Source organism: Streptococcus oralis SK304, from assembly GCF_000287715.1.
GTDB classification, from domain to species: domain Bacteria; phylum Bacillota; class Bacilli; order Lactobacillales; family Streptococcaceae; genus Streptococcus; species Streptococcus oralis_Y.
Map to the genome: position 1 here is coordinate 225,955 of NZ_ALJN01000016.1, position 22,583 is coordinate 248,537.

Below are 22,583 nucleotides of genomic sequence, written 5' to 3' on the forward strand. Positions count from 1 at the left end.
GCTGCTTTTTTTGAGAGGTTATAGATGTTTACAACATTTTTTAAGAAAAATCACGACAATAGTGATGTATTTAAGAAGCTAATTCATAGACTATCTGATATGTCTGTCCAAGATCTTGAAAAAATAGACCGACTGCTAGATATCATTTTCACTCCAGATCAAGAATCAGAACAAGTAAAAACAGAATCAATTTATAGGGAAGAAACATTGGACGACACATTAAAGGAAGCTAAGAATCAACTTCATAAGGAACAATTGGAGAAGAATTTAGAGAGATTTAGAAAAAACAATAAATAATGCACCAAAAATGGTGCATTTACTTTTTCTAAATGTTATAATGGTGTTATCAAATGAAAGGAGTTTGCCATGATTGGAAAGAACATAAAATCCTTACGTAAAACACATGACTTAACACAACTCGAATTTGCACGGATTGTAGGTATTTCACGAAATAGTCTGAGTCGTTATGAAAATGGAACGAGTTCAGTCTCTACCGAATTAATAGACATCATTTGTCAGAAGTTTAATGTATCTTATGTCGATATTGTAGGAGAAGATAAAATGCTCAATCCTGTTGAAGATTATGAATTGACTTTAAAAATTGAAATTGTGAAAGAAAGAGGTGCTAATCTATTATCTCGACTCTATCGTTATCAAGATAGTCAGGGAATTAGTATTGATGATGAATCTAATCCTTGGATTTTAATGAGTGATGATCTATCTGACTTGATTCATACGAATATCTATTTAGTAGAAAATTTTGATGAAATTGAGAGGTATAGCGGCTATTTGGATGGAATTGAACGTATGTTAGAGATGTCTGAAAAACGGATGGTAGCCTAATGGAAATCCAAGATTATACTGATAGTGAATTCAAACATGCTCTAGCACGGAATCTTCGTTCACTGATAAGAGGAAAAAAGTCCAGTAAGCAACCTATAGCAATTTTGCTTGGAGGGCAAAGTGGTGCTGGTAAGACTACAATTCATCGTATTAAACAGAAAGAATTTCAAGGAAATATTGTTATCATAGATGGTGATAGTTTTCGTTCTCAGCATCCACACTATTCAGGACTGCAGCAAGAATATGGCAAAGATAGTGTAGAATACACCAAAGATTTTGCAGGTAAAATGGTAGAGTCTTTAGTAACAGAATTGAGTCATTTGGGATACAATCTTTTGATAGAGGGAACTTTACGAACGATTGATGTTCCAAAGAAAACAGCACAACTCTTGAAAAGTAGGGGATATGAAGTACAATTAGCCTTGATTGCGACAAAGCCTAAGCTGTCCTATCTGAGCACCCTTATCCGATATGAAGAACTATACGCTATCAATCCAAATCAAGCACGCGCAACTCCAAAAGAACATCATGATTTCATTGTAAATCATCTAGTTGATAATACACGGCAATTGGAAGAACTAGCTATCTTTGAAAGAATTCAAATTTACCAACGAGATAGAAGTTGTGTATATGATTCAAAAGAAAATACAACTTCAGCAGCAACCGTTCTTCATGATTTACTATTTGGAGAATGGAATCAAGTGGAGAAAGAGATGCTTAAATCTGGAGAAGAAAGATTGAAAGATTTAACTAATTGAAATGGTTTGTAGAGTTAGATTTTTAAAATAAAGTCTATTGGATCGTTAATTAAAAAATAACGATTCTTTTTTATATTCTCTATTTTCTTCTTCATATTTTTTCAAAAGTTTTAGCATTCTTCAGTGATGATTTCCTAACAATAAAAGTACGAATTTAGCGCAGTTTATGATTATTTTAAATCTTGAGGGTTATTAAACTCTTGATTTTTTCAACAAGCTATGGTATCCTTTTGTTAGTTAATAAACTTACAAAAGGAGAATAAATGTTTTCACCTACTAAATTAAAAAGAAAAAGAGAAAGTCAAGGATTATCTCAATCTCAACTTGCATCCAGTTTGGGAATTAGTAGAGCCTCATACTTTAATTGGGAATCAGGTAAAACAAAGCCTAATCAAAACAATTTAAGCAAATTGAGTGAGATTTTGAATGTAGATCTTCGATATTTTGAATCAGAGTATGAAATAGTTGAAATCTATCTCAAACTAACGGAAAGGAATCAAGAAGCAACACTTCATTATGCTACAGAATTGTTGAACAAACAGAATGCAAAGGTTGTAGACATTCCTCAGCGTTTTGCCTATAAGGTCTACGAAAAATTATCAGCTGGTACAGGAACAGCTTATTTTGATGATGGTAATTACGATACAGTTTACTTCGATCATCAATTTGATTATGATTTTGCATCGTGGGTGTTTGGTAATTCAATGGAACCGACATATGAAAATGGTTCGGTAGCCCTTATTAAGCAAACGGGATTTGATTATGACGGGGCTATCTATGCGATAGATTGGGATGGTCAAACCTATATTAAGAAAGTGTATCGTGAAGGAAATGGGCTTCGATTAGTTTCACTCAATCGGAACTATTCAGATAAGTTTGCGCCTTATGATGAGAATCCTCGTATCATAGGGAAAATCGTTGGAAACTTTATGCCTTTAGAGGATTGAGTATGACTTGGTTTGATTATAGTCTCGAACCAAAGAGTGACGTTGCATTTATTGATATGAAATCTTTTTACGCAAGTGTAGAGTGTGTCGATAGAGGCTTACATCCACTTAAGACTTCGCTTTGTGTTATGAGTCGTGCAGATAATTCTGCCGGGTTAATCCTTGCTTCCTCTCCTATGTTTAAAAAGGTCTTTGGAAAATCAAACGTTGGACGTTCCTATGATTTACCATTTGATGTAAAAACTAGGAAGTTCTCTTACTATAACGCTAAGAAGCAAGGTTTACCGACAACGATAGATTATGTGCGTTTTATTGAGGAATGGGCAAAATCAACTGTGATTGTTCCTCCGAGAATGGATACTTATATAGCAGTCAATATGGAAATTCAAAAAATCTTTCAAGATTTTGCGGCACCAGACGATATTTATCCTTATTCAATTGATGAAGGATTTATTGATTTAACAAGTTCATTAAATTATTTTGTGCCAGATAAAAGTATTAGTCGGAAAGATAAATTAGATATTATCTCGGCTGCTATTCAAAAAAAGATTTGGAGAAAAACAGGAATCTATTCAACGGTAGGTATGTCTAACGCCAATCCCTTATTAGCTAAGTTGGCACTTGATAATGAAGCTAAAAAGACTCCGACAATGAGAGCTAATTGGTCCTATGAGGATATAGAAAAGAAAGTATGGGCTATTCCTAAAATGACAGATTTCTGGGGAATTGGAAATAGAATGGAGAAGAGATTACATAATCTAAGTATCTTTTCGATTAAAGAATTGGCACAGGCTAATCCTGACTTGATTAAAAAAGAGCTTGGGATTATGGGACTAGAGTTGTGGTTTCACGCTAATGGTATTGATGAAAGCAATGTTCATAAACCTTATAAGCCGAAGTCAAAAGGGATAGGGAACTCTCAAGTTTTACCTAGAGATTATGTCAAACAAAGAGATATTGAAATTATACTTCGTGAAATGGCAGAACAAGTTGCAGTTAGATTGAGAAGAGCTGGTAAAAAAGCGACTGTGGTTTCTATACACTTAGGATATTCTAAAGTAGAACAGAAACGATCTATTCATACTCAAATGAAGATTGAACCGACCAATCAAACAGCATTACTGACAAATTACGTTTTAAAGTTATTTAAAACTAAATATACTTCAGGAGCTATTAGGAATGTTGCGGTTAACTATTCTGGTTTAGTAGATGAATCCTTTGGATTGATTTCATTATTTGATGATATTGAGAAAATAGAAAAAGAAGAAAGGCTCCAGTCCGCAATTGATGCTATTCGAACAGAATTTGGTTTTACTTCACTATTGAAAGGAAATGCCCTGGATCAGGCTTCTAGAACAATTGCAAGAAGTAAACTCATTGGTGGTCATTCAGCTGGAGGATTAGATGGGCTAAAATGATGAATCGTTCTTATTTGCCGTTTTTATCTGCAAGAGAGTATCAAGATCGTGGGATGGCTAAGTGGATGGGATTCTTTTTGTCAGAACATTCAAGTTCTCTTTGGGAAGAAAAAAATAAAGAAGATGTCTCAATTACTTTATCAATGGAAGTGAAAGTTTTACTTGTTCGTCAACTTTATACGAATACATTCCCTGCAACGTTTATTTTTAAGCACTCAAATAGAAGAAAAGTAGTATCGGGTATTGTTAAAGAAATTGGGAAAGAGTTTATATCTATAAAATCAGACATTGGATTTCTTCGATTAGAATGGTTAGATATACTTGATATCCAGATAGAAGGTGAGGAATTACATGAATCGTAAAGAATTATATGACGATAAATTGCAGCTAGATTATTTTTCTGATTCTTATTTACGATTTGAGTCAGATTTTTACAAGTATTCTGCTTTAGATATACCATTAACATTTATTACCGATGATATTTTACGCACAATGGCTATGTCTCAAAAACATTATTTTAAACTTGACAAAAGTAAATCTTTAGACGGTCGGGACCATTACTTTGTTTTTTCTATCAAGATGAATAAAGATAGTAGTGGGATTAGGCAGTATGAATATCAGAGACATTGCTTTAGTTTATGAAAATTATTGAACAATTGAAAACAAAAATCAATAGATAAAATTAAAGATTAATAAAATAATTTTAATTGTGAAACAAGAAATATAGTAGTTGAATAAATAAATTAAAAAACATCACGACTGTTTTAATACTATAATTAAAAACTATCTCATTCTAATATTGATAACATCCAAAAAAATAATAGGAGGTGATGAATTAACTATTTCGTTTGACATGATTATAAAGGAAAAATTAGGACTCTAAGTAATTCTATAACAATACTGGAGGCTGGGTAAAACTCAATTTGAGGAGAAAATGAAGTAAATCTTTCCACAAGAATGCATATTATTAAGGTTTTAGATACCTGATAATATGCGTTTTTTTATTTTAAAGACTTTTTACCAAGCGTTCTTTTTTACGTGACTATTAGTCCGTCTCGCTCCGCTAGGTGTGAGACGGACTAATAGTCACATAGTGAAAGCCAGCGTCTTTAGACGCTAGCTAGTAATCTGAACTTATAGCCCTAGCACAGATCACCCGTTTGACGGATGGTCATGATTTTAAATTATAATTAAAAGATTACGACTTTTATTAAATAGAATTTAGTGATATTTTAGAAGATTTTTTCGAAACAATGAAACTATTATCTCAAACTAGAAATATTGGAAGAAGTTAAAAAAATTTTTTGTATATATTGATTAGATATAAAAATTTAAATATGATTGCGTTTTCAAAAATGTTGTATTTTATTGTGTTATTTCTTGACAATTCAAATTAGAAAATATATGATAAAGATAATGACAGCGGTGTCATTTTCTCTATTTTAAGAAAAGTAATAATAAATTGTAAATTAATAAAAATATTGGAGGTCCTTATGAAACACATTTTTCATAATGAAGTATTTAGCATTCGTAAATTGAAAGTTGGAACATGCTCAGTTTTATTGGCTATTTCAATTTTGGGAAGCCAAAGTATTTTAGCTGATGAAGTTGGTACTACTACATCACAGATTGATACAAAAGAGATTTCTAATGTAACTACCAATGATTTAGGTTACTCTCAAAATATTTCTAATAATGATTCTATTGGAAGTATCGATACTAATTCATCTACTAATAATTTAGATAGTTTGTCAGGTGTTAATCGTGATAACTCTAATAATACTATTCATTCTGATTCACAAGATAATAAAACTGTTGAATCTATAGAAAAATCTAATAATGAAAGTAAGAATAGTAAAGAAGATATTGTAAATGATAGCACTATAAAAAAAGATTTTGAAAAAATTGCTTTAAATGTAAAAGATTATGGTGCAGTAGGCGATGGGGTTAATGATGACCGACAAGCAATTCAGGATACAATAGATGCAGCTGCTAAAGGATTAGGTGGAGGGAAAGTATATTTTCCTGAGGGGACTTATTTAGTTAAAGAGATTGTCTTTTTGAGAAGTCATACACACCTAGAAGTACATGAAAAAGCTACCATATTAAATGGTATCAATATCAAAAATCATCCTTCTATTGTATTCATGACAGGTTTATTCACTGACGATGGAGATCAAGTTGAGTGGGAACCAACTGAAGATATCAGTTACTCTGGTGGAACAATTGATATGAACGGAGCTTTGAATGAAGAGAGGACAAAAGCTAAGAATCTCCCTTTGATTAATTCTTCAGGAGCCTTTGCTATAGGAAATTCAAAAAACGTAACAATAAGTAATGTTACCTTTAAAGATAGCTATCAGGGGCATGCCATTCAAATTGCAGGTTCAAAAAATGTACTAGTAGATAACTCTCGTTTTTTGGGACAAGCTCTTCCTAAGACTATGAAGGATGGTCAGATCATCAGTAAGGAGTCTATTCAAATAGAGCCATTAACCAGAAAAGGCTTTCCATATGCATTAAATGATAATGGTCAAAAATCTGAAAATGTAACGATTCAAAATTCTTATTTTGGTAAAAGTGAAAAATCAGGTGAATTAGTAACTGCAATTGGGACACATTATCAAACTGCAACAACTGAAAATCCTTCAAATATTAAAATTCTAAATAATCATTTTGATAATATGATGTATGCGGGTGTTCGCTTTACAGGATTTACTGATATTTTAATAAAAGGAAATAGGTTTGATAAGAAAACTAAAGAGGAAAGTGAACACTATCGTGAAAATGGTGCTGCTTTAGTTAATGCTTATAGTTATAAAAATGTTAAAGACGTATTAGATCTGAATAAACATGTGACTATTACTGAAAATGTATTTAATATTGCTGACGCTAAAACAAAAGCAATACGAGTTGCAAAAGATAGTGCAGATTATCTTGGAAAAGTGTCTGATATTACTGTAACAAAGAATATCATTCATAATAATTCGCAAAATGCTGAACAGCCAAATATTGAATTATTAAGAGTCAGTGACAATTTGGTAGTGTCTGATAATATCATTTCCGGAGGTAAAGACGGAATTGTAATTGAAGAATCCGCTGGAACTATCACTGTCTTAAATAATCAACTTTCCAATTTAACAGGAAATCACGTTTCTTTACTTAAAACAGATTTTAAAGGGACTAGTTCAGACACAAATAATAATGTTGGTGATTTTAATATTATAACTGAGAATGAAAGTTATAAAATCTTTTCTCAAAATTCAGATAACCACTCAGACAACCACTCAGACAACCACTCAGATAATCATGTGGAGGAATTAAAACCTGTAGTTGAAAACAAAAATAATTTAGCTAATAATTACTCAGCAAATAGTGTAGATGATAAAATTGAAAAATCAAATCATGATTCAGATAATGTAGTAACAGTAGAAATTTCACAAAAACAAGATGATGTAACCAATATTAGTGAAGTAGTGAAGGTAAAAGATAATCAACATGCATTACCAAAAACTGGATTAAATAAAATGGCTGAGATGGTTATAACTGTATTTGGAATTTGCCTTCTATTTGGACAATGGAGTTTAAAACGTCGTTATGAAGATAGATAGAATTTGCTCAATACAAGGTAGCGCTAAAGAGAACGAAGATAGCGTAGATTACAAAAACCAATATTTCTGGATTATAGATGGAGCAACAGATTTATTTAATGCAAAAGACTCTATAGGTTATTCAGTTTCAGAAGTATCTCATCTTATTTCTGAGTGTCTCAAGCAGTATTGTAAAGATTCTTTATCATTGAAGAAAATTTTCGAGCTTGCTTTAGATGACGTTAGAAAAAGAATTAAGATAGATAAGTGTGAGTTTGATGATTATTCCCAGTTGCCAACATTTGCCTTTATTTTTGCAAAATTATCCGGTTTAAAATTAGAATACATAATGGTTGGCGATTGTGTTATGATAGTCAACAATCAAGTGATTACAGATCATAGAGTAGATTGTCTTTTTGAGCAAGGAAAATTTGCAATCAAATCTAATCATGAAGTTGATAAAAAGACAATATTACAAAATATTAGGAAGCTAGCTAATAAACCAGAAGGATATTGGATAGGTTCACTAGACAAAAGTAGTATAAATCATGTTTTAAATGGTAGTTTGGAAGTAACTAGTAATCATATTGTTTTAATGACTGATGGTTTTTACGACTTTTATACTCAAAATTCAGGCTACTCTTTTGAAGAATTGATTGAAATAAGAAAAAAATCTAGAAATATTGATCCTATTTATGGAAAAAAAGATGATGCAAGTATTTTGATTATTGAGGTTAGATAATGTTGAGAAGCAATTTTGACAATGAAATCATTGAATTGTCAAACAATCTAGAAGATATATGGGACTCTATAATAAAAAAGTATGAAATAATATTTGACACTCTAACCGAAGTTCAAAAACAAAGTATTGTAGATAATGATTTAGTTATCAATGAAGCAGTTGTTGAAATAGATATGAAAGGAATCGAACTAATCTGTTTACAACATCCTGTCTCTAGTGATTTGAGAAAAATTATTACTATAGTAAAGCTATCAACAGATATTGAACGTATCGGAGACCGAATCGTTGAAATAGTTATAGTTTTAAAAAATGTTCATGCAATGCATGAATGGGGGGCGTTGTTTTATGAAATGCTGAAAATACATTTTGAACTAGGCGAGTACTTAAAGAAAGCTTTATTATGGTTTAAGAAGAGAAATTATGAGTTTGACGTATATGACTATAATAAAAAATATCATTTAATATCTAATTTATGTCAAAAACTAGGAGATAAAGCAGTAGAGAATTTTCTTATTGAACCCAAAAATGTTGATGAAGTTATTGTATTTTTAGAAGTTGTTAATATTCTTGATAAGATATCCCATACAACACAATCTATTTATGAATGGTTAGATTATCAGGAAAGAGGAGTATTATAGATAAAGAGGAGTAAATATGCAGACAATAGTAGATAATTTTGTTAATAGAGTTATTGAATATGGAATTTATAAACCGATGGACCAGATATATATAAAAAATAGAGTTTTGGCCTTAATCGGGGAAGAAGGAACTGATAAGATTTCAAATGATAGTGATCTTAAAAAATTAAAAGACGATTTAGTAGAAATAGCTTTAAAGAATGGTAAAATTGCTGATTTAGCTGAGGCGAAGGAATGTTTAGGTGCAGAGCTGATGAATTTCATCGTTCCATTACCAAGTCGCCTTAATGATATTTTTTGGAGTTCATATGATGTTTCGCCACAGGAAGCAGTTGAAGAGTTCTATCAGCTAAGTAAAGATAGCGACTATATTAAATTGTCAGCTATCTCTAAAAATATAGCTTTTCATACTGAAACTAATTATGGTTCACTTGAAATTACAATCAATTTATCAAAACCGGAAAAAGATCCGAAAACAATCGCGGCAGAGAAATTAGTAAAGTCATCTAATTATCCAAAATGTTTACTTTGTATGGAAAATGAAGGTTATCAGGGGAGAATAAATTATCCAGCACGTGCTAATCATAGAATTATTCGATTGGAACTGGGAGACGAAGTATGGGGATTCCAGTATTCTCCATACTCATATTTTAATGAGCATGCGATATTCTTGAATAGTCAACATGTACCTATGGCTATTACGTCCAAAACATTTGAACAATTATTGGAGATTGTTGATATTTTACCAGGGTATTTTGCTGGTTCAAATTCTGATCTTCCTATCTCAGGAGGTTCTATTCTTAGTCATAATCACTACCAGGGAGGAAAATATATTTTCCCAATGGAAAAAGCAAAATTTGAGAGAGAATTTCTTTTTAAAGACTTTGAGGATGTTAAAGCTGGGATTATAAAATGGCCGATGTCAGTGATTAGGCTACAAGGTGAAAATAAAAATCGTTTGGTAGAATTAGCCACTAAAATCCTAGATATCTGGAGAGAATATTCAGATTTAGACGTAGACATCATTGCTAAGACTGAAGATATTCCACACCATACGGTGACTCCTATTGCTCGTAAAGTAAACGGGAGATATGAATTGGATATTGTTTTGAGAGATAATCATACTACTGAACAATACCCAGATGGTGTTTACCATCCTCATCAAGATGTACAACATATTAAAAAGGAAAACATCGGGTTAATTGAGGTGATGGGACTTGCGATTTTACCACCTCGTTTGAAAACAGAGTTAGAAGAAGTTGAGAAATATCTTTTAGGAAAAGATAACGCAATTGCTGATTATCATTTAGAATGGGCCGTTCAATTGAAAGAAAAATATCCTGTCCTTAAAGAGGAGGAGGTTCATAGCGTAGTTCAACATGAAGTAGGGCAAGTATTTGCGAGAGTTCTCGAAGATGCAGGTGTTTATAAGAATACTCAAACCGGACATGAAGCATTTATGAGATTTGTTAAATCGGTTGGAATTAATTAGGAGGAAATAAAAATGGCAATATTGGTAACAGGCGGAGCTGGTTATATTGGTAGCCATACCGTAGTAGAATTACTAAATTTAGGAAAGGAAGTCGTTATTGTCGACAACCTTTCAAACTCAAGCATTTTAGTATTAGATCGTATTGAAGCAATTACAGGGCAACGTCCTACGTTTTACGAATTAGATGTTTGTGATAAACAAGGATTGAGAAAAGTTTTTGAACAAGAATCTATTGAGGCTGCAATTCATTTTGCAGGATACAAAGCTGTCGGCGAATCCGTGCAAAAGCCTGTGATGTACTACGAAAATAATATTATGAGTACATTATCTCTTGTTGAAGTGATGTCAGAGTTTAATGTTAAAAAGATTGTATTTTCATCGAGTGCGACTGTATACGGCGTTCACAATCAGTCTCCTCTTATTGAGACGATGCCAACAAGTGCAACGAATCCGTATGGGTACACAAAAGTGATGCTTGAACAAATTTTAAAAGATGTTCATGTAGCAGATTTAGAGTGGAGTATTGCGTTGCTTCGTTATTTCAATCCGATTGGTGCTCATGAGTCTGGGTTGATTGGAGAAGATCCATCAGGCATTCCTAACAACTTAATGCCTTTTATTGCACAAGTAGCGGTAGGTAAGCGACCAGAGCTAAGTGTTTTTGGAGATGATTATGATACGGTAGATGGTACTGGTGTTCGCGATTATATCCATGTAGTGGATTTAGCGATAGGGCATATAAAAGCTTTAGAAAAAGTATCTGAAAAAACAGATGTTTATATTTATAACCTTGGTTCAGGAGAAGGTACAAGTGTATTACAACTTGTAAATACATTTGAGAGTGTTAATAAGGTTCCAATTCCGTATAAAATTGTACCAAGACGATCAGGAGACGTTGCGACTTGTTATGCAAATGCAGATAAGGCGTATAAGGAATTAAATTGGAAGACTACAAAAACGGTCGAAGACATGTGTAGAGATACATGGAATTGGCAATCAAAAAATCCTAATGGATACAATAAATAATAAAGTTCAAGTAGTCTTGTAACATGTATATATTAAAAAAATTTTAAAAAAAACAATGAAAGCGCTTGACAAAGTAAACGATTACATTGTATAATACAAATATAAATGACACCGATGTCAAAAAATATAAAAGAAGGTCTGTTTATGAAAAACTTAACAAAAATTAAGTTCAAAGAGAACGGAGAATTTAATCATTTTCCCGGAAATACAGTTGTAGCAAATCTTTATACTAATTCAGATTTGATGGAAGTTGTTGATATCATTCAATCACGCTATAGAGAGTTACCATTTATAGACAAATTCACATTAACTCCAAGAGATTCTATTCATATGACTGTAATTGAATTGCTTTGCCATGAAAATCGTGAGCCTGAATTTTGGAGTAGCCATCTACCATTGGATACGCCATTACAAGAAATTCATGATTACTTTGCAAAACAACTAGAAATTTTCCCATTGCTAAACGAAGATATTCATATGCGTGTGACTGAAATGGGAAATCAAAACATTTTAGTAGAACCAGCCGATGAAAAATCAGCTAAACGATTAGAAGAAATTAGAACATATGTTTCTGAAAAAGCAGGTGTTCGATTCCCTAATCATGATCGCTATCAATTCCATATCTCAATTGGATATCTTCGAGTTCCATTAACTGAAGAAGAAAATGAAGAGTTTACTAAAGTGAAAAAGGAATTAACCGAAGTTCTGCTTGAAAAGATTCCTGTCATTACAGTAAATCGTATCGATTACACAGTATTTGAAGATATGAGACGCTTTGTTCCATATTGCGAAAAATTTTAAAATAAAATTATAATTAAAAATAAAAAGGAGATTTCATATGAAAAAATCTAAATTATTATCGTTTTTAGCTGCAGGGGTTGCGGTTACAACATTGGCAGCATGTTCAGGTGGTTCAACTAATTCATCAAATTCTTCGAGCGATACACCTCAATCAGAAGAAAAAGCTGATAAGAGCCAAGAATTAGTAATTTATTCTAACTCTGTTTCAAACGGACGTGGAGATTGGCTAACTGCTAAAGCAAAAGAAGCTGGTTTCAATATTAAAATGGTTGACATTCCAGGTGCTCAGTTGGCAGATCGTGTTATTGCTGAAAAAAATAATGCAGTAGCTGATATGGTATTTGGTATTGGAGCTGTTGATTCAAATAAAATTAGAGATCAAAAATTATTGGTACAGTACAAACCTAAATGGTTAGATAAAATTGACCAATCTCTATCAGATAAAGATAACTACTACAATCCTGTAATTGTTCAGCCATTGGTCTTGATTGGTGCTCCTGATGTTACTGAAATGCCTAAAGATTGGACTGAGTTAGGCAGCAAATATAAAGGTAAATATTCAATTTCTGGACTTTCAGGGGGAACAGGGCGTGCGATCTTGGCAAGTATCCTTGTTCGCTATCTCGATGATAAAGGAGAATTAGGCGTTTCTGAAAAAGGTTGGCAAGCAGCTAAAGAATATTTGGAAAATGCGTACACTCTTCAAAAGGGTGAAAGTTCAATTGTTAAAATGTTAGATAAGGATGACCCAATCCAGTACGGTATGATGTGGGGTTCTGGTGCATTAGTTGGACAAAAAGAACAAAATGTTGTATTTAAAGTAATGTCTCCTGAAATTGGTGTTCCGTTTGTAACTGAACAAACAATGATTTTGAATACTAGTAAGAAACAAGCTTTAGCTAAAGAATTTATTGATTGGTTTGGTCAAACAGAAATTCAAGTAGAGTACAGCAAAAACTTTGGTTCTATTCCTGCAAATACTGAGGCAGTGAAAGAGTTACCAGAAGCTACTAAGAAATTTGTTGATCAAGTGAAACCGCAAAGTATTGATTGGGAAGCTGTTGGAAAACATTTGGATGAATGGGTTGAAAAAGCTGAACTAGAATATGTAAAATAGGACATAAGTGTAAATTTTAAAATTCCAGGTCTCTCTAAAGTTTCTAAACCTACATGAGAAATTAAGAGAGACTTTTCATTTATAAGTAAAGGAAGTTAGTAATATGATTAAATTTGATAACATTCAAATTAAATACGGTGATTTTATCGCGATTGATAATCTAAATTTAGATATTAAGGAAGGAGAATTCTTTACCTTCCTTGGACCATCTGGTTGTGGTAAATCAACAACTTTAAGAGCTTTGGTAGGTTTTTTAGACCCTTCATCTGGAAGTATTGAGGTTAATGGCACAGATGTTACGCACTTGGAGCCTGAAAAACGTGGAATCGGGATCGTATTCCAATCTTACGCACTATTTCCAACAATGACAGTTTTTGATAATATTGCTTTTGGTTTAAAAGTTAAAAAAGTTGCTCCAGATGTTATTAAAGCCAAGGTTTCTGCAGTGGCTGCTAAAATTAAGATTTCAGATCAACAATTGCAACGTAACGTTTCAGAATTATCTGGAGGACAACAGCAGCGTGTAGCTTTAGCTCGTGCTCTTGTTTTGGAACCTAAAATCCTATGTTTGGATGAACCCTTGTCAAACCTAGATGCAAAATTACGTGTGGATTTGAGAAAAGAGTTGAAACGTCTTCAAAAAGAATTGGGAATTACGACTCTATATGTTACACATGACCAAGAGGAAGCGTTAACGCTATCTGATAGGATTGCTGTCTTTAATAATGGTTTTATTGAACAAGTTGGAACACCAGTAGAAATTTATCATAATTCTCAAACAGAATTTGTATGTGATTTTATTGGAGACATTAACGTACTTACAGATGAAACTGTTCACGGAATTCTTCTAAATAATGCTCATGTTCTTTTGGAAGATAAAAAAGGTTACATTCGTTTAGAAAAAGTTCGCTTCAAACGTGAAACGGATCAGGATCTTGTCTTAAAAGGTTCAATTATTGATGTGGAATTTTCAGGAGTTACAATTCGCTATACTGTTCAGGTATCTGAAAATCAAATTCTTAATGTAACAAGTATCGATAGTCAGTCAGCTATTAGATCTGTCGGAGAAAGTGTGGAATTATTTATCACACCATCAGACGTTCTGCAATTTTAAGGAGGTGCAGTATGCGTCATAAATTAAATTGGAAAGATTGGCTCATTCGTTTAGGCTTAATCTGGTTCTTGGTAACTTTCATCATTTATCCAAACTTTGATTTAGTAGTTAATGTATTTGTGAAAGGTGGGGAGTTTTCACTTGATGTCGTACAACGAGCTCTTAAATCTCAACGTGCGATTCAGAGTATTATGAACAGTTTTAAGTTAGCATTCTCACTAATTATAACTGTTAATGTTGTTGGTGTACTTTGTGTATTGTTTACAGAATATTTTGATATTAAAGGAGCTAAAATATTAAAACTAGGATACATGACGTCACTAATCTACGGTGGAGTAGTTTTGGCTACTGGTTATAAATTCGTTTATGGACCATATGGAATGATTACCAAATTTTTACAAAGTATTATTCCATCTTTAGATCCTAACTGGTTTATTGGTTATGGTGCAGTTCTATTTATTATGACATTTTCTGGTACTGCTAATCACACCTTATTCCTAACTAATACAATTCGTAGTGTAGACTATCATACTATTGAAGCTGCACGTAATATGGGTGCAAAACCATTTACAGTGTTTAGAAAAGTAGTATTGCCAACTCTTATTCCTACTTTATTCGCTCTGACAATTATGGTTTTTCTAAGTGGGTTATCAGCAGTAGCAGCACCTATGATTGTTGGTGGGAAAGAATTCCAAACTATTAACCCAATGATCATAACATTTGCTGGAATGGGAAATTCTCGTGACTTAGCCGCCTTTCTAGCAATTATTTTGGGTGTTGCCACTACGATTTTGCTTACTATTATGAACAAGATCGAAAAAGGCGGAAATTATATTTCTATTTCTAAAACGAAAGCACCTTTGAAAAAACAAAAAATCACATCTAAACCATGGAATATCATTGCACATATTGTTGCTTATGCTTTGTTCACTGTTTTCATGTTACCATTGATTTTCATTGTATTGTATTCATTTACTGACCCAGTTGCAATACAGACAGGAAACTTATCATTATCAAACTTTACTCTTGATAATTACAAATTGTTCTTTAGTAATAGTGCTGCGTTTTCTCCATTCCTAGTCAGCTTTATATATTCTATCATTGCAGCAACTACTGCAACAGTTCTTGCTGTTGTGTTTGCGCGAGTAGTTCGTAAACATAAAGCTCGATTTGATTTCTTGTTCGAATACGGAGCTCTTCTTCCTTGGCTATTACCAAGTACACTTCTAGCAGTTAGTTTATTATTCACTTTCAACCAACCTCAACTTTTAGTCTTTAACCAGATTCTAGTTGGTAGTTTAGTAATTTTGCTAATCGCTTATATTGTTGTAAAAATTCCATTCTCTTATAGAATGGTACGTGCAATCTTATTTAGTGTTGATGATGAGATGGAGGATGCTGCTAGAAGTATGGGGGCTTCACCATTTTACACAATGATGAAGGTTATTATTCCTTTCATCTTGCCGGTTGTTCTCTCTGTTATCGCACTCAACTTTAACTCTTTATTGACCGATTTCGATTTATCTGTATTCCTTTATCATCCATTGGCTCAACCATTAGGTATTACGATTCGTTCTGCAGGTGATGAAACAGCAACATCTAACGCACAAGCTCTTGTATTCGTTTATACAATTATTCTAATGATTATTTCTGGAACTGTGTTATACTTCACACAGAGACCACGCGGTAAGAAAAGGAAATAGTAATGCAAACATCCAGTATAGGACTATCGAACATCGAAATTATAATTAGAGTCGTATTATCTTTGGTCATTGGAAGTATTTTTGGCTTAGAAAGAGGAAGTAAATCTCAACCAGCAGGTATTCGTACACATAGTATTGTTTGTATGGCTGCTTGTTTAATTATGATGACTAATGAATTCGTATCTTATAAGTTTGGAACAGGAGATCCAACACGTTTAGGTGCTCAGGTTATATCTGGTGTTGGTTTTCTTGGAGCTGGAACAATTCTAATCACAGATAAAAAGAAGGTTACGGGTCTGACAACTGCAGCAGGAATCTGGGCTTCTGCAGGAATAGGTTTAGCTATTGGAGTAGGTTTTTATCAAGGTGCTCTGTTAGTAGCTATTTCTGTTTGGAGTGTGATTTCTATGTTTCAGCCTTTAAAAAAATATCTTCAAAGTCGTTCAAAAGTTATTGAATTATATATTGTAGTTAAATCTACTGAGGCATATAATCGAGTATTAGTTTATTGTGCAGAAAATGGAATTCGATTGACTGATTCAAGAACTGCTTTTGGAGATGTTAATTCTGAAAGAATTGAATATTTTGATGTTCCAGACAAAAGAATAGCATCATTTATGACTCTAGAACTTTCAGGTAAGTTTGAACATCTTAAACTAATGGAAGAAATAGCAGATATTGTTGGTGTTATTTATGTTGAAGAAGTTAGTTGATATAGAATAAACAAAGGGGCAGTTATTCTTGTCCCTTTGTTTTTTAGATTAAAAATTACTCAAGATTATTTTCAATGTATAAAGGTGTACATAAATGAAGGTGTATAATATTAATTTTGACTGTGGAAGAATAACGTATTTTGAATATAATTCTTTAATGCAAGTGTATAGATTTCATTCTTTTTATGATATTTGTGAAATGGTATTTTCGTCTTCTTTACCAGCTGATGATATACTAACAAAGCTTATTGATAAGGAAAAGATTATTCCGATCTTAGACTGCTATGTTCAAATGTTATTAGATACATTTATAGTTTCAATGGATTTTACCAAAAATGATTCTTTATATTTTTATGGTAAGTTATTTTCATACAAGTTTATCAGTTGTGAAGTAGAAAGAATTGTAAAGAATAAGAATTTTAATTGTCAATGTTATTTTTTTGAATCGGAAGAATAGAGTACAAAATAGAAATTTTGAAATTAAAGTTTTTGTTAAGATACATTAAAATATTTTACTAAATTCTCTTGTTAAAAAAAGTAAATATTGTATAATAATATTAGATAAATCATAAATGGAGGACTAAAGTGAAAAATTTAAACGATAAAAAGGTAACTATTTATGATATTGCGCATTTATCAGGTTTTTCTCCAAAAACTGTTTCACGTGTTATTAACGGTGGTGAAAAGGTAAAAGAAGAAACTTATCGAGCTATTCAAAAAGTCATTGATGAGTTGTCGTATGTTCCAAATGCATATGCAAAAAATTTGACTAAGAAAGAAACTACAAACATTTTGATTTCCGTTAAAAAGATTGATTCTTTTCCCTTGATTTGGTTTCAAACTTTACTAGATAGAGTTCTACAAACTTGTAAAGAGTTTGGTGTAAACGCCATTGTTGAATACTTTGGTGAAGAAGATACGATTAGGAATTCAATAATTTCAAGTACAGGAAGCTTAATAGATGGAGTAATAGTATTTTATGAAAGTAAAGACGATATTCGGATTAATTATTTACAGAAGAATAATATGCCTTTTATAGTTTTTGGAGAATCTCGAACACCTGATGTTGTTTATGTATCTAATAACAATTTTCAAGCCACTTATGATATGATGGAATTAGTAACAAAAGAGAATATTAAAAGTATGTTGTTACTTATGGGAGGGGAATCTCTTGTTAATAAGGATCGTGAAAAAGGTATTCGTGCTTTTTTGACTGATAAAAATTATTTAATGGATTTGCAAGTTATTTATGGTTTAACTACAATTGATTCAGTTTATTCATATGCTATAAATAATTTATCTAATCAAAATCATCCGGATATGATATTTGTTTCTGGGGATGAGAAGGTTCAAGGGCTGATTCGTGCGTGCTATGAGAAGGGGATTATCATTCCTGATGATATTTCAATAATTGGATTCGATAATATTCCTATTTCGCAATATTATACTCCAGCTCTGTCTACTATTTCTCCTAATTATGCTATGTTAGCCCAAAAAATGATAGAAAGTGTTTTAGCAATCATTAACGGTGAAAATATAGAATCCGTTGAAATATCTTCAAAAATTATTAGAAGACAAAGCTTTTAATCGGTAAAAAAATACCGATTTTTTTATACATAAAATATTAAAATAGTAGTAGAATATAACTTATGACACCGATGTCATTTTAGAGTAGGAGGGATCAATGTCTACAATTTTTAATCATTCATTTAATAGTATTGTCGAGTTAAGGCATGTTATTTCAATATTAATCGCTTGTGCATGTGGGTGGGCAATTGGTTATGAGCGTAAGGCACGTAACAAGCAAGCAGGAGTCAAAACGCATATAATTGTTGCTTTAACGTCGGCTTTAATGATGATTCTCTCAAAAGAAGCATTTTTAGACACACCATCCTATGATACTTCTAGGGTCGCAGCTCAAATTGTTAGTGGCATTAGCTTTATAGGTGGGGGGATTATTTTTACTCGGGATAAGAAAGTTAGTGGAATCACTACTGCTGCTGGGATTTGGGCTACTGCTGGTATAGGTATGGCAATTGGTGCTGATTTTTGGATATTTGGTTCCTTTTGTAGTTTCATAGTTGTTCTTGTGCAATTAGTGACACACAGTAATGGTAGAAATCATGAAATTTATCAAGCAAAGATAGTGTTAGAAACAATTGATATTTCTTTACTTGGTAAGATTTATACTAATCTAGGGACACTTGATTTCAGAAAATATAATGTTGAATTAAAAGAACAGTCGTCTAATAATTCTTATGATATTTTGATTTCAATTGAGAATGATAAGGAAATTTCGATTATAGATATTGAGGATTTCTTACTTAATGAAGATAAAAATATAAAAATAAAAGAGTTTAAGCTAAAGAATTATATGAAGAGTTAAATTTTCTATCTAAAATTTTTATTTTTCTAAAGAAAAAATACAACTACCTTTCGTTTTTAATAGATTTAAGTTTGTAAGAGTCCGTTTGGGCTCTTTTATTCTGTGATAATTTTTTCAAATAGTATTTGTTATACTTTTTTTAATTGAGATTTATGTTGGGGGTTTGGGGGCTAGCCACCATATTTTCATATCGTTTGTCTTTTGAACAGTATGGTTTGAAATGGCAAGCGATATGATTTTTGGGATATTGTGGACACAATATCTGAGCTCGCAAAGCCTTACAAAAATGTTGAATCTATTTTGAAAAACGTACTGACAGTGTCTGTAAGCTTACATTGTCAGTACAAGTATCTATGAAGGAGGAAAAGCCATATGAAAAGAGATATACGTAGTATTCGGAAACAATTTCGCTTAACAGAAACGGAGGAAAAACAAATACTAGATTTAATGAGAGAGAAAGGAGAGGATAATTTTTCTGATTTTCTCCGTAAAAGCTTACTATTGTCTGATGGACAAAAACAGATGGAAAAATGTTTCAACCTTTGGAAACAGCAAAAGTTGGAACAAATTAGCCGTGATGTTCATGAAATATTAATAATTGCTAAAATAAATCATCAGGTTACTCAAGAACATGTTTCTATTTTGTTAACTTGTATTCAGGAATTAATTAAAGAGGTAGAAAAAACAAGTCCTCTTAGTGAAAATTTTCGTAACAAATACATGAGGTAGTAGAGTGGAGCACCGATATAGAACAAATTTAAAAAAAGTCTTTTTATCTGACCTAGAATTAGTCAAATTGAATGAAAATATCTCAAAAAGTAACTGCTTATCATTCTCAGAATATGCTAGACGAACTCTACTAGATCCTGGTATGAATTTTATCACCATTGATACAAATAGTTATCAAGATTTGATTTTTGAATTAAAACGAATCGGAAATAATATTAATCAAATAGCCAGAAGCATAAATTATTCGAATTTAATAACGGAAGTTGAATTAAATGAGTTGAGAAAAGGTATAGAAGAGTTAATAGTAGAAGTGGAGAAAGATTTTCTTATTCAATCTGAAAAATTGAGGAAATTTTATGGTCATCACTAAACACTTTGCGATTCATGGAAAAAATTATCGTAGTAAACTAATCAAATATATTTTGAATCCAAGTAAAACAAAAAATCTAACACTAGTTTCAGATTTTGGTATGAGAAATTATTTAGATTTTCCTAGTTATAAAGAACTAGTGAAGATGTACAATGATAATTTTTTAAGTAATGATACTCTTTATGAATTTCGTCATGATAGGCAAGAAGTAAATCAACGAAAAATTCATTCTCATCACATCATTCAGTCCTTTTCTCCAGATGACCATCTCACTCCTGAACAAATCAATCGGATTGGTTATGAGACAGTTAAAGAGTTGACAGGAGGTAGATTTCGATTTATCGTGGCAACTCATGTCGATAAAGATCATATCCACAATCACATCATCCTAAATTCAATTGATCAGAATTCTGATAAAAAGTTTCTATGGGATTATAAGGCAGAACATAATCTACGAATGGTTTCTGATCGTCTTTCAAAAATTGCAGGGGCAAAAATTATAGAAAATCGTTATTCGCATCGTCAGTATGAAGTTTATCGCAAAACAAATTACAAATATGAAATAAAACAACGAGTATATTTTCTAATCGAGAACTCGAAAAATTTTGATGATTTCAAGAATAAAGCAAAAGCTTTACATTTAAAAATTGATTTTAGACACAAGCATGTTACTTTTTTTATGACTGATTCAAATATGAAACAAGTCGTACGTGATAGTAAATTGAGTAGAAAACAAACTTATAATGAAACTTATTTTAAGAAAAAGTTTGTTCAAAGGGAAATCATAAACATCTTAGAATTTTTACTTCCGAAAATGAAGAATATGAATGAATTGATTCAACGAGCAGAATTTTTTGGATTAAAAATAATTCCGAAAGAAAAACATGTTCAATTTAAATTTGATGAGATTAAGATTTCAGAGCAGGAATTGGTAAAAACGAATCGGTATAGTGTTAGTTATTTTCAAGACTATTTTAATAACAAAAATGAAACTGTTGTCTTAGATAATAAAAATTTAGTTGAACTTTACAATGAAGAAAAGATAATTAAAGAAAAAGAGTTGCCGACAGAAGAGGTGGTATGGAAATCCTATCAAGATTTCAAGAGAAATAGGGATGCAGTTCATGAGTTTGAGGTAGAGTTGAATCTTAATCAAATAGAAGAAGTAGTAGACGATGGAATGTACATTAAGGTACATTTTGGCATCCGACAAGAAGGACTTATTTTTGTACCAAATATTCAAATCAATATGGAAGAAGAAAAAGTTAAAGTATTTCTCAGAGAAACTAGTTCTTACTATGTATACCATAAAGATTCAGCAGAAAAAAATCGCTTTATGAAAGGTAAAACTTTGATTAGGCAATTTAATCTTCAGTATGAACCGCAGTATATGTATAGAAGAATTCCTCTTAGCGAAATTAGAGAAAAAATAGAACAATTAGATTTTCTTATATCTGCGGAAAATAGTCCGAATGATTTCGAAGATATAACAAATGATTTCATTGCCCAAATATCATATCTAGAGAATATGATTGAACAAGTCCAAAATAAAATTGATGATTTAACTAATTTAGAGGAAGTATTGTTGAATAATACGATAAATAGTTCTAGCAATTTAGAAAATAGTATTCAAGGTAAAAGTTCAGTAGATACAATAGAGAAGGATTTATACATATATAAAGGAAAGATTGAAACACTGAAGGAACAACATAGAGAAGCAATAAATTTATTTGAAATGTTTAATAAAACAATACAGAAATATAAGAAAAAACAAAATATGAAATCTATTAAGGAAAATGAGATACATTTAGAGTAAACAGTTTCCTAAAAAGTATATATAGCATAGTTTCATGTGCCAATTTGTCACATATTTAAAAATAAGAAAATAACTATATTATACTTGTTTTAGGAGACATTGAATGTTGAAAAGGATTAGAGATTTACGCGAGGATACTGATTTGACACAAGAATATGTTGCAAAAGCAATCTTAAATTGTACAAGATCAGCGTATTCTAAAATGGAATCAGGTACCAGGTTAATCTCTATAGATGACCTTATCAAACTTGCAGATTTTTATAATGTAAGTTTAGATTACCTTGTAGGTCGAGTGGATAATAAAGAAGACCATTACTCCAAAAAGTATTAGGTTAAGAAAGCACATTGACAATTGAATAGTCCAAAATGGTACTTTCCTC

General features: G+C 31.8%; 23 protein-coding genes. All 23 read left to right on the plus strand.

Going from position 1 to position 22,583, the window contains the following annotated elements; translation table 11 throughout:
* Window positions 1–24: 24 nt before the first annotated feature.
* Window positions 25–297 carry a hypothetical protein gene (locus HMPREF1125_RS0102345; protein ID WP_000495440.1) on the plus strand — a complete coding sequence of 91 codons (273 nt, stop codon included), beginning with the start codon at window positions 25–27 and terminating at the stop codon, window positions 295–297.
* A 69-nt stretch (window positions 298–366) separates the two neighbouring features.
* Window positions 367–843: a type II toxin-antitoxin system antitoxin PezA gene (gene pezA, locus HMPREF1125_RS08000; protein WP_000579606.1), complete on the plus strand. Its 477-nt coding sequence runs from the start codon at window positions 367–369 to the stop codon at window positions 841–843.
* Window positions 843–1,601, plus strand: coding sequence for a type II toxin-antitoxin system toxin PezT (gene pezT / locus HMPREF1125_RS08005; protein WP_000405347.1), 759 nt, complete (start codon window positions 843–845; stop codon window positions 1,599–1,601). Before pezA ends, pezT begins: the two co-directional genes overlap by 1 nt.
* 263 nt (window positions 1,602–1,864) lie before the next feature.
* Window positions 1,865–2,548, plus strand: coding sequence for a LexA family transcriptional regulator (locus tag HMPREF1125_RS08010; protein ID WP_000492703.1), 684 nt, complete (start codon window positions 1,865–1,867; stop codon window positions 2,546–2,548).
* Between the two features lie 2 nt (window positions 2,549–2,550).
* Window positions 2,551–3,966: a Y-family DNA polymerase gene (locus tag HMPREF1125_RS08015; RefSeq protein ID WP_000219661.1), complete on the plus strand. Its 1,416-nt coding sequence runs from the start codon at window positions 2,551–2,553 to the stop codon at window positions 3,964–3,966.
* Window positions 3,963–4,328, plus strand: coding sequence for a hypothetical protein (locus tag HMPREF1125_RS08020; RefSeq protein WP_000981958.1), 366 nt, complete (start codon window positions 3,963–3,965; stop codon window positions 4,326–4,328). The genes HMPREF1125_RS08015 and HMPREF1125_RS08020 overlap by 4 nt, the downstream gene beginning before the upstream one ends.
* Window positions 4,318–4,608: a DUF5960 family protein gene (locus HMPREF1125_RS08025; RefSeq protein WP_001080185.1), complete on the plus strand. Its 291-nt coding sequence runs from the start codon at window positions 4,318–4,320 to the stop codon at window positions 4,606–4,608. The genes HMPREF1125_RS08020 and HMPREF1125_RS08025 overlap by 11 nt, the downstream gene beginning before the upstream one ends.
* An 851-nt stretch (window positions 4,609–5,459) precedes the next feature.
* The gene (locus HMPREF1125_RS08030; RefSeq protein ID WP_000680431.1) at window positions 5,460–7,577 is read left to right on the plus strand and encodes a glycosyl hydrolase family 28-related protein; all 2,118 of its coding nucleotides are present in this window, start codon (window positions 5,460–5,462) and stop codon (window positions 7,575–7,577) included.
* Window positions 7,564–8,298, plus strand: coding sequence for a PP2C family serine/threonine-protein phosphatase (locus HMPREF1125_RS12610; RefSeq protein WP_000687247.1), 735 nt, complete (start codon window positions 7,564–7,566; stop codon window positions 8,296–8,298). Before HMPREF1125_RS08030 ends, HMPREF1125_RS12610 begins: the two co-directional genes overlap by 14 nt.
* Window positions 8,298–8,936: a phosphate signaling complex PhoU family protein gene (locus tag HMPREF1125_RS08035; RefSeq protein WP_000946442.1), complete on the plus strand. Its 639-nt coding sequence runs from the start codon at window positions 8,298–8,300 to the stop codon at window positions 8,934–8,936. The genes HMPREF1125_RS12610 and HMPREF1125_RS08035 overlap by 1 nt, the downstream gene beginning before the upstream one ends.
* 16 nt (window positions 8,937–8,952) lie before the next feature.
* Window positions 8,953–10,428: a UDP-glucose--hexose-1-phosphate uridylyltransferase gene (galT, locus tag HMPREF1125_RS08040; RefSeq protein ID WP_001193547.1), complete on the plus strand. Its 1,476-nt coding sequence runs from the start codon at window positions 8,953–8,955 to the stop codon at window positions 10,426–10,428.
* Between the two features lie 12 nt (window positions 10,429–10,440).
* Window positions 10,441–11,454, plus strand: a complete 1,014-nt coding sequence (gene galE / locus HMPREF1125_RS08045) for a UDP-glucose 4-epimerase GalE (protein WP_000996576.1) — start codon at window positions 10,441–10,443, stop codon at window positions 11,452–11,454.
* Between the two features lie 144 nt (window positions 11,455–11,598).
* Window positions 11,599–12,255, plus strand: a complete 657-nt coding sequence (locus tag HMPREF1125_RS08050; RefSeq protein ID WP_000793817.1) for a DUF1868 domain-containing protein — start codon at window positions 11,599–11,601, stop codon at window positions 12,253–12,255.
* 37 nt (window positions 12,256–12,292) lie between these two features.
* On the plus strand, window positions 12,293–13,372 hold the full coding sequence (locus HMPREF1125_RS08055) for an extracellular solute-binding protein (RefSeq protein WP_000748691.1): 1,080 nt from the start codon (window positions 12,293–12,295) through the stop codon (window positions 13,370–13,372).
* A 103-nt stretch (window positions 13,373–13,475) separates the two neighbouring features.
* On the plus strand, window positions 13,476–14,486 hold the full coding sequence (locus HMPREF1125_RS08060) for an ABC transporter ATP-binding protein (protein WP_000589130.1): 1,011 nt from the start codon (window positions 13,476–13,478) through the stop codon (window positions 14,484–14,486).
* 11 nt (window positions 14,487–14,497) lie between these two features.
* Window positions 14,498–16,189, plus strand: coding sequence for an ABC transporter permease (locus HMPREF1125_RS08065; protein WP_001216193.1), 1,692 nt, complete (start codon window positions 14,498–14,500; stop codon window positions 16,187–16,189).
* A 2-nt stretch (window positions 16,190–16,191) separates the two neighbouring features.
* The gene (locus HMPREF1125_RS08070; protein ID WP_001195063.1) at window positions 16,192–16,902 is read left to right on the plus strand and encodes an MgtC/SapB family protein; all 711 of its coding nucleotides are present in this window, start codon (window positions 16,192–16,194) and stop codon (window positions 16,900–16,902) included.
* A 585-nt stretch (window positions 16,903–17,487) separates the two neighbouring features.
* Window positions 17,488–18,489 (plus strand): LacI family DNA-binding transcriptional regulator, encoded by a 1,002-nt coding sequence (locus HMPREF1125_RS08075; protein ID WP_000793418.1) that lies wholly within the window; start codon window positions 17,488–17,490, stop codon window positions 18,487–18,489.
* A 97-nt stretch (window positions 18,490–18,586) separates the two neighbouring features.
* The gene (locus HMPREF1125_RS08080; RefSeq protein WP_000103927.1) at window positions 18,587–19,288 is read left to right on the plus strand and encodes an MgtC/SapB family protein; all 702 of its coding nucleotides are present in this window, start codon (window positions 18,587–18,589) and stop codon (window positions 19,286–19,288) included.
* Between the two features lie 372 nt (window positions 19,289–19,660).
* The gene (locus HMPREF1125_RS08085; RefSeq protein ID WP_000817504.1) at window positions 19,661–20,017 is read left to right on the plus strand and encodes an SAG1252 family conjugative relaxosome accessory protein; all 357 of its coding nucleotides are present in this window, start codon (window positions 19,661–19,663) and stop codon (window positions 20,015–20,017) included.
* 4 nt (window positions 20,018–20,021) lie between these two features.
* A complete protein-coding gene (locus HMPREF1125_RS08090; protein WP_000401235.1) occupies window positions 20,022–20,387 on the plus strand; it encodes a MobC family plasmid mobilization relaxosome protein in 366 nt (121 codons plus the stop codon).
* On the plus strand, window positions 20,374–22,203 hold the full coding sequence (locus tag HMPREF1125_RS08095; RefSeq protein ID WP_000237136.1) for an SAG1250 family conjugative relaxase: 1,830 nt from the start codon (window positions 20,374–20,376) through the stop codon (window positions 22,201–22,203). The genes HMPREF1125_RS08090 and HMPREF1125_RS08095 overlap by 14 nt, the downstream gene beginning before the upstream one ends.
* Window positions 22,204–22,306: 103 nt before the next feature.
* Complete coding sequence (locus tag HMPREF1125_RS0102365) at window positions 22,307–22,534, plus strand: helix-turn-helix domain-containing protein (RefSeq protein ID WP_000919634.1); 228 nt, start codon at window positions 22,307–22,309, stop codon at window positions 22,532–22,534.
* The last annotated feature ends 49 nt before the right edge of the window (window positions 22,535–22,583 follow it).

Bases quoted from the DNA above. Each gene is read 5' to 3' on its own strand.
- HMPREF1125_RS08050 (WP_000793817.1), top strand. From the start codon at position 11,599: ATGAAAAACTTAACAAAAATTAAGTTCAAAGAGAACGGAGAATTTAAT.
- HMPREF1125_RS08080 (WP_000103927.1), top strand. From the start codon at position 18,587: ATGTCTACAATTTTTAATCATTCATTTAATAGTATTGTCGAGTTAAGG.
- HMPREF1125_RS08020 (WP_000981958.1), top strand. From the start codon at position 3,963: ATGATGAATCGTTCTTATTTGCCGTTTTTATCTGCAAGAGAGTATCAA.
- HMPREF1125_RS08025 (WP_001080185.1), top strand. From the start codon at position 4,318: ATGAATCGTAAAGAATTATATGACGATAAATTGCAGCTAGATTATTTT.
- HMPREF1125_RS12610 (WP_000687247.1), top strand. From the start codon at position 7,564: ATGAAGATAGATAGAATTTGCTCAATACAAGGTAGCGCTAAAGAGAAC.
- HMPREF1125_RS08065 (WP_001216193.1), top strand. From the start codon at position 14,498: ATGCGTCATAAATTAAATTGGAAAGATTGGCTCATTCGTTTAGGCTTA.
- HMPREF1125_RS08010 (WP_000492703.1), top strand. From the start codon at position 1,865: ATGTTTTCACCTACTAAATTAAAAAGAAAAAGAGAAAGTCAAGGATTA.
- HMPREF1125_RS08060 (WP_000589130.1), top strand. From the start codon at position 13,476: ATGATTAAATTTGATAACATTCAAATTAAATACGGTGATTTTATCGCG.
- HMPREF1125_RS0102365 (WP_000919634.1), top strand. From the start codon at position 22,307: ATGTTGAAAAGGATTAGAGATTTACGCGAGGATACTGATTTGACACAA.
- HMPREF1125_RS08035 (WP_000946442.1), top strand. From the start codon at position 8,298: ATGTTGAGAAGCAATTTTGACAATGAAATCATTGAATTGTCAAACAAT.
- HMPREF1125_RS08030 (WP_000680431.1), top strand. From the start codon at position 5,460: ATGAAACACATTTTTCATAATGAAGTATTTAGCATTCGTAAATTGAAA.
- galT (WP_001193547.1), top strand. From the start codon at position 8,953: ATGCAGACAATAGTAGATAATTTTGTTAATAGAGTTATTGAATATGGA.
- HMPREF1125_RS0102345 (WP_000495440.1), top strand. From the start codon at position 25: ATGTTTACAACATTTTTTAAGAAAAATCACGACAATAGTGATGTATTT.
- HMPREF1125_RS08015 (WP_000219661.1), top strand. From the start codon at position 2,551: ATGACTTGGTTTGATTATAGTCTCGAACCAAAGAGTGACGTTGCATTT.
- HMPREF1125_RS08095 (WP_000237136.1), top strand. From the start codon at position 20,374: ATGGTCATCACTAAACACTTTGCGATTCATGGAAAAAATTATCGTAGT.
- galE (WP_000996576.1), top strand. From the start codon at position 10,441: ATGGCAATATTGGTAACAGGCGGAGCTGGTTATATTGGTAGCCATACC.
- HMPREF1125_RS08070 (WP_001195063.1), top strand. From the start codon at position 16,192: ATGCAAACATCCAGTATAGGACTATCGAACATCGAAATTATAATTAGA.
- pezT (WP_000405347.1), top strand. From the start codon at position 843: ATGGAAATCCAAGATTATACTGATAGTGAATTCAAACATGCTCTAGCA.
- pezA (WP_000579606.1), top strand. From the start codon at position 367: ATGATTGGAAAGAACATAAAATCCTTACGTAAAACACATGACTTAACA.
- HMPREF1125_RS08085 (WP_000817504.1), top strand. From the start codon at position 19,661: ATGAAAAGAGATATACGTAGTATTCGGAAACAATTTCGCTTAACAGAA.
- HMPREF1125_RS08055 (WP_000748691.1), top strand. From the start codon at position 12,293: ATGAAAAAATCTAAATTATTATCGTTTTTAGCTGCAGGGGTTGCGGTT.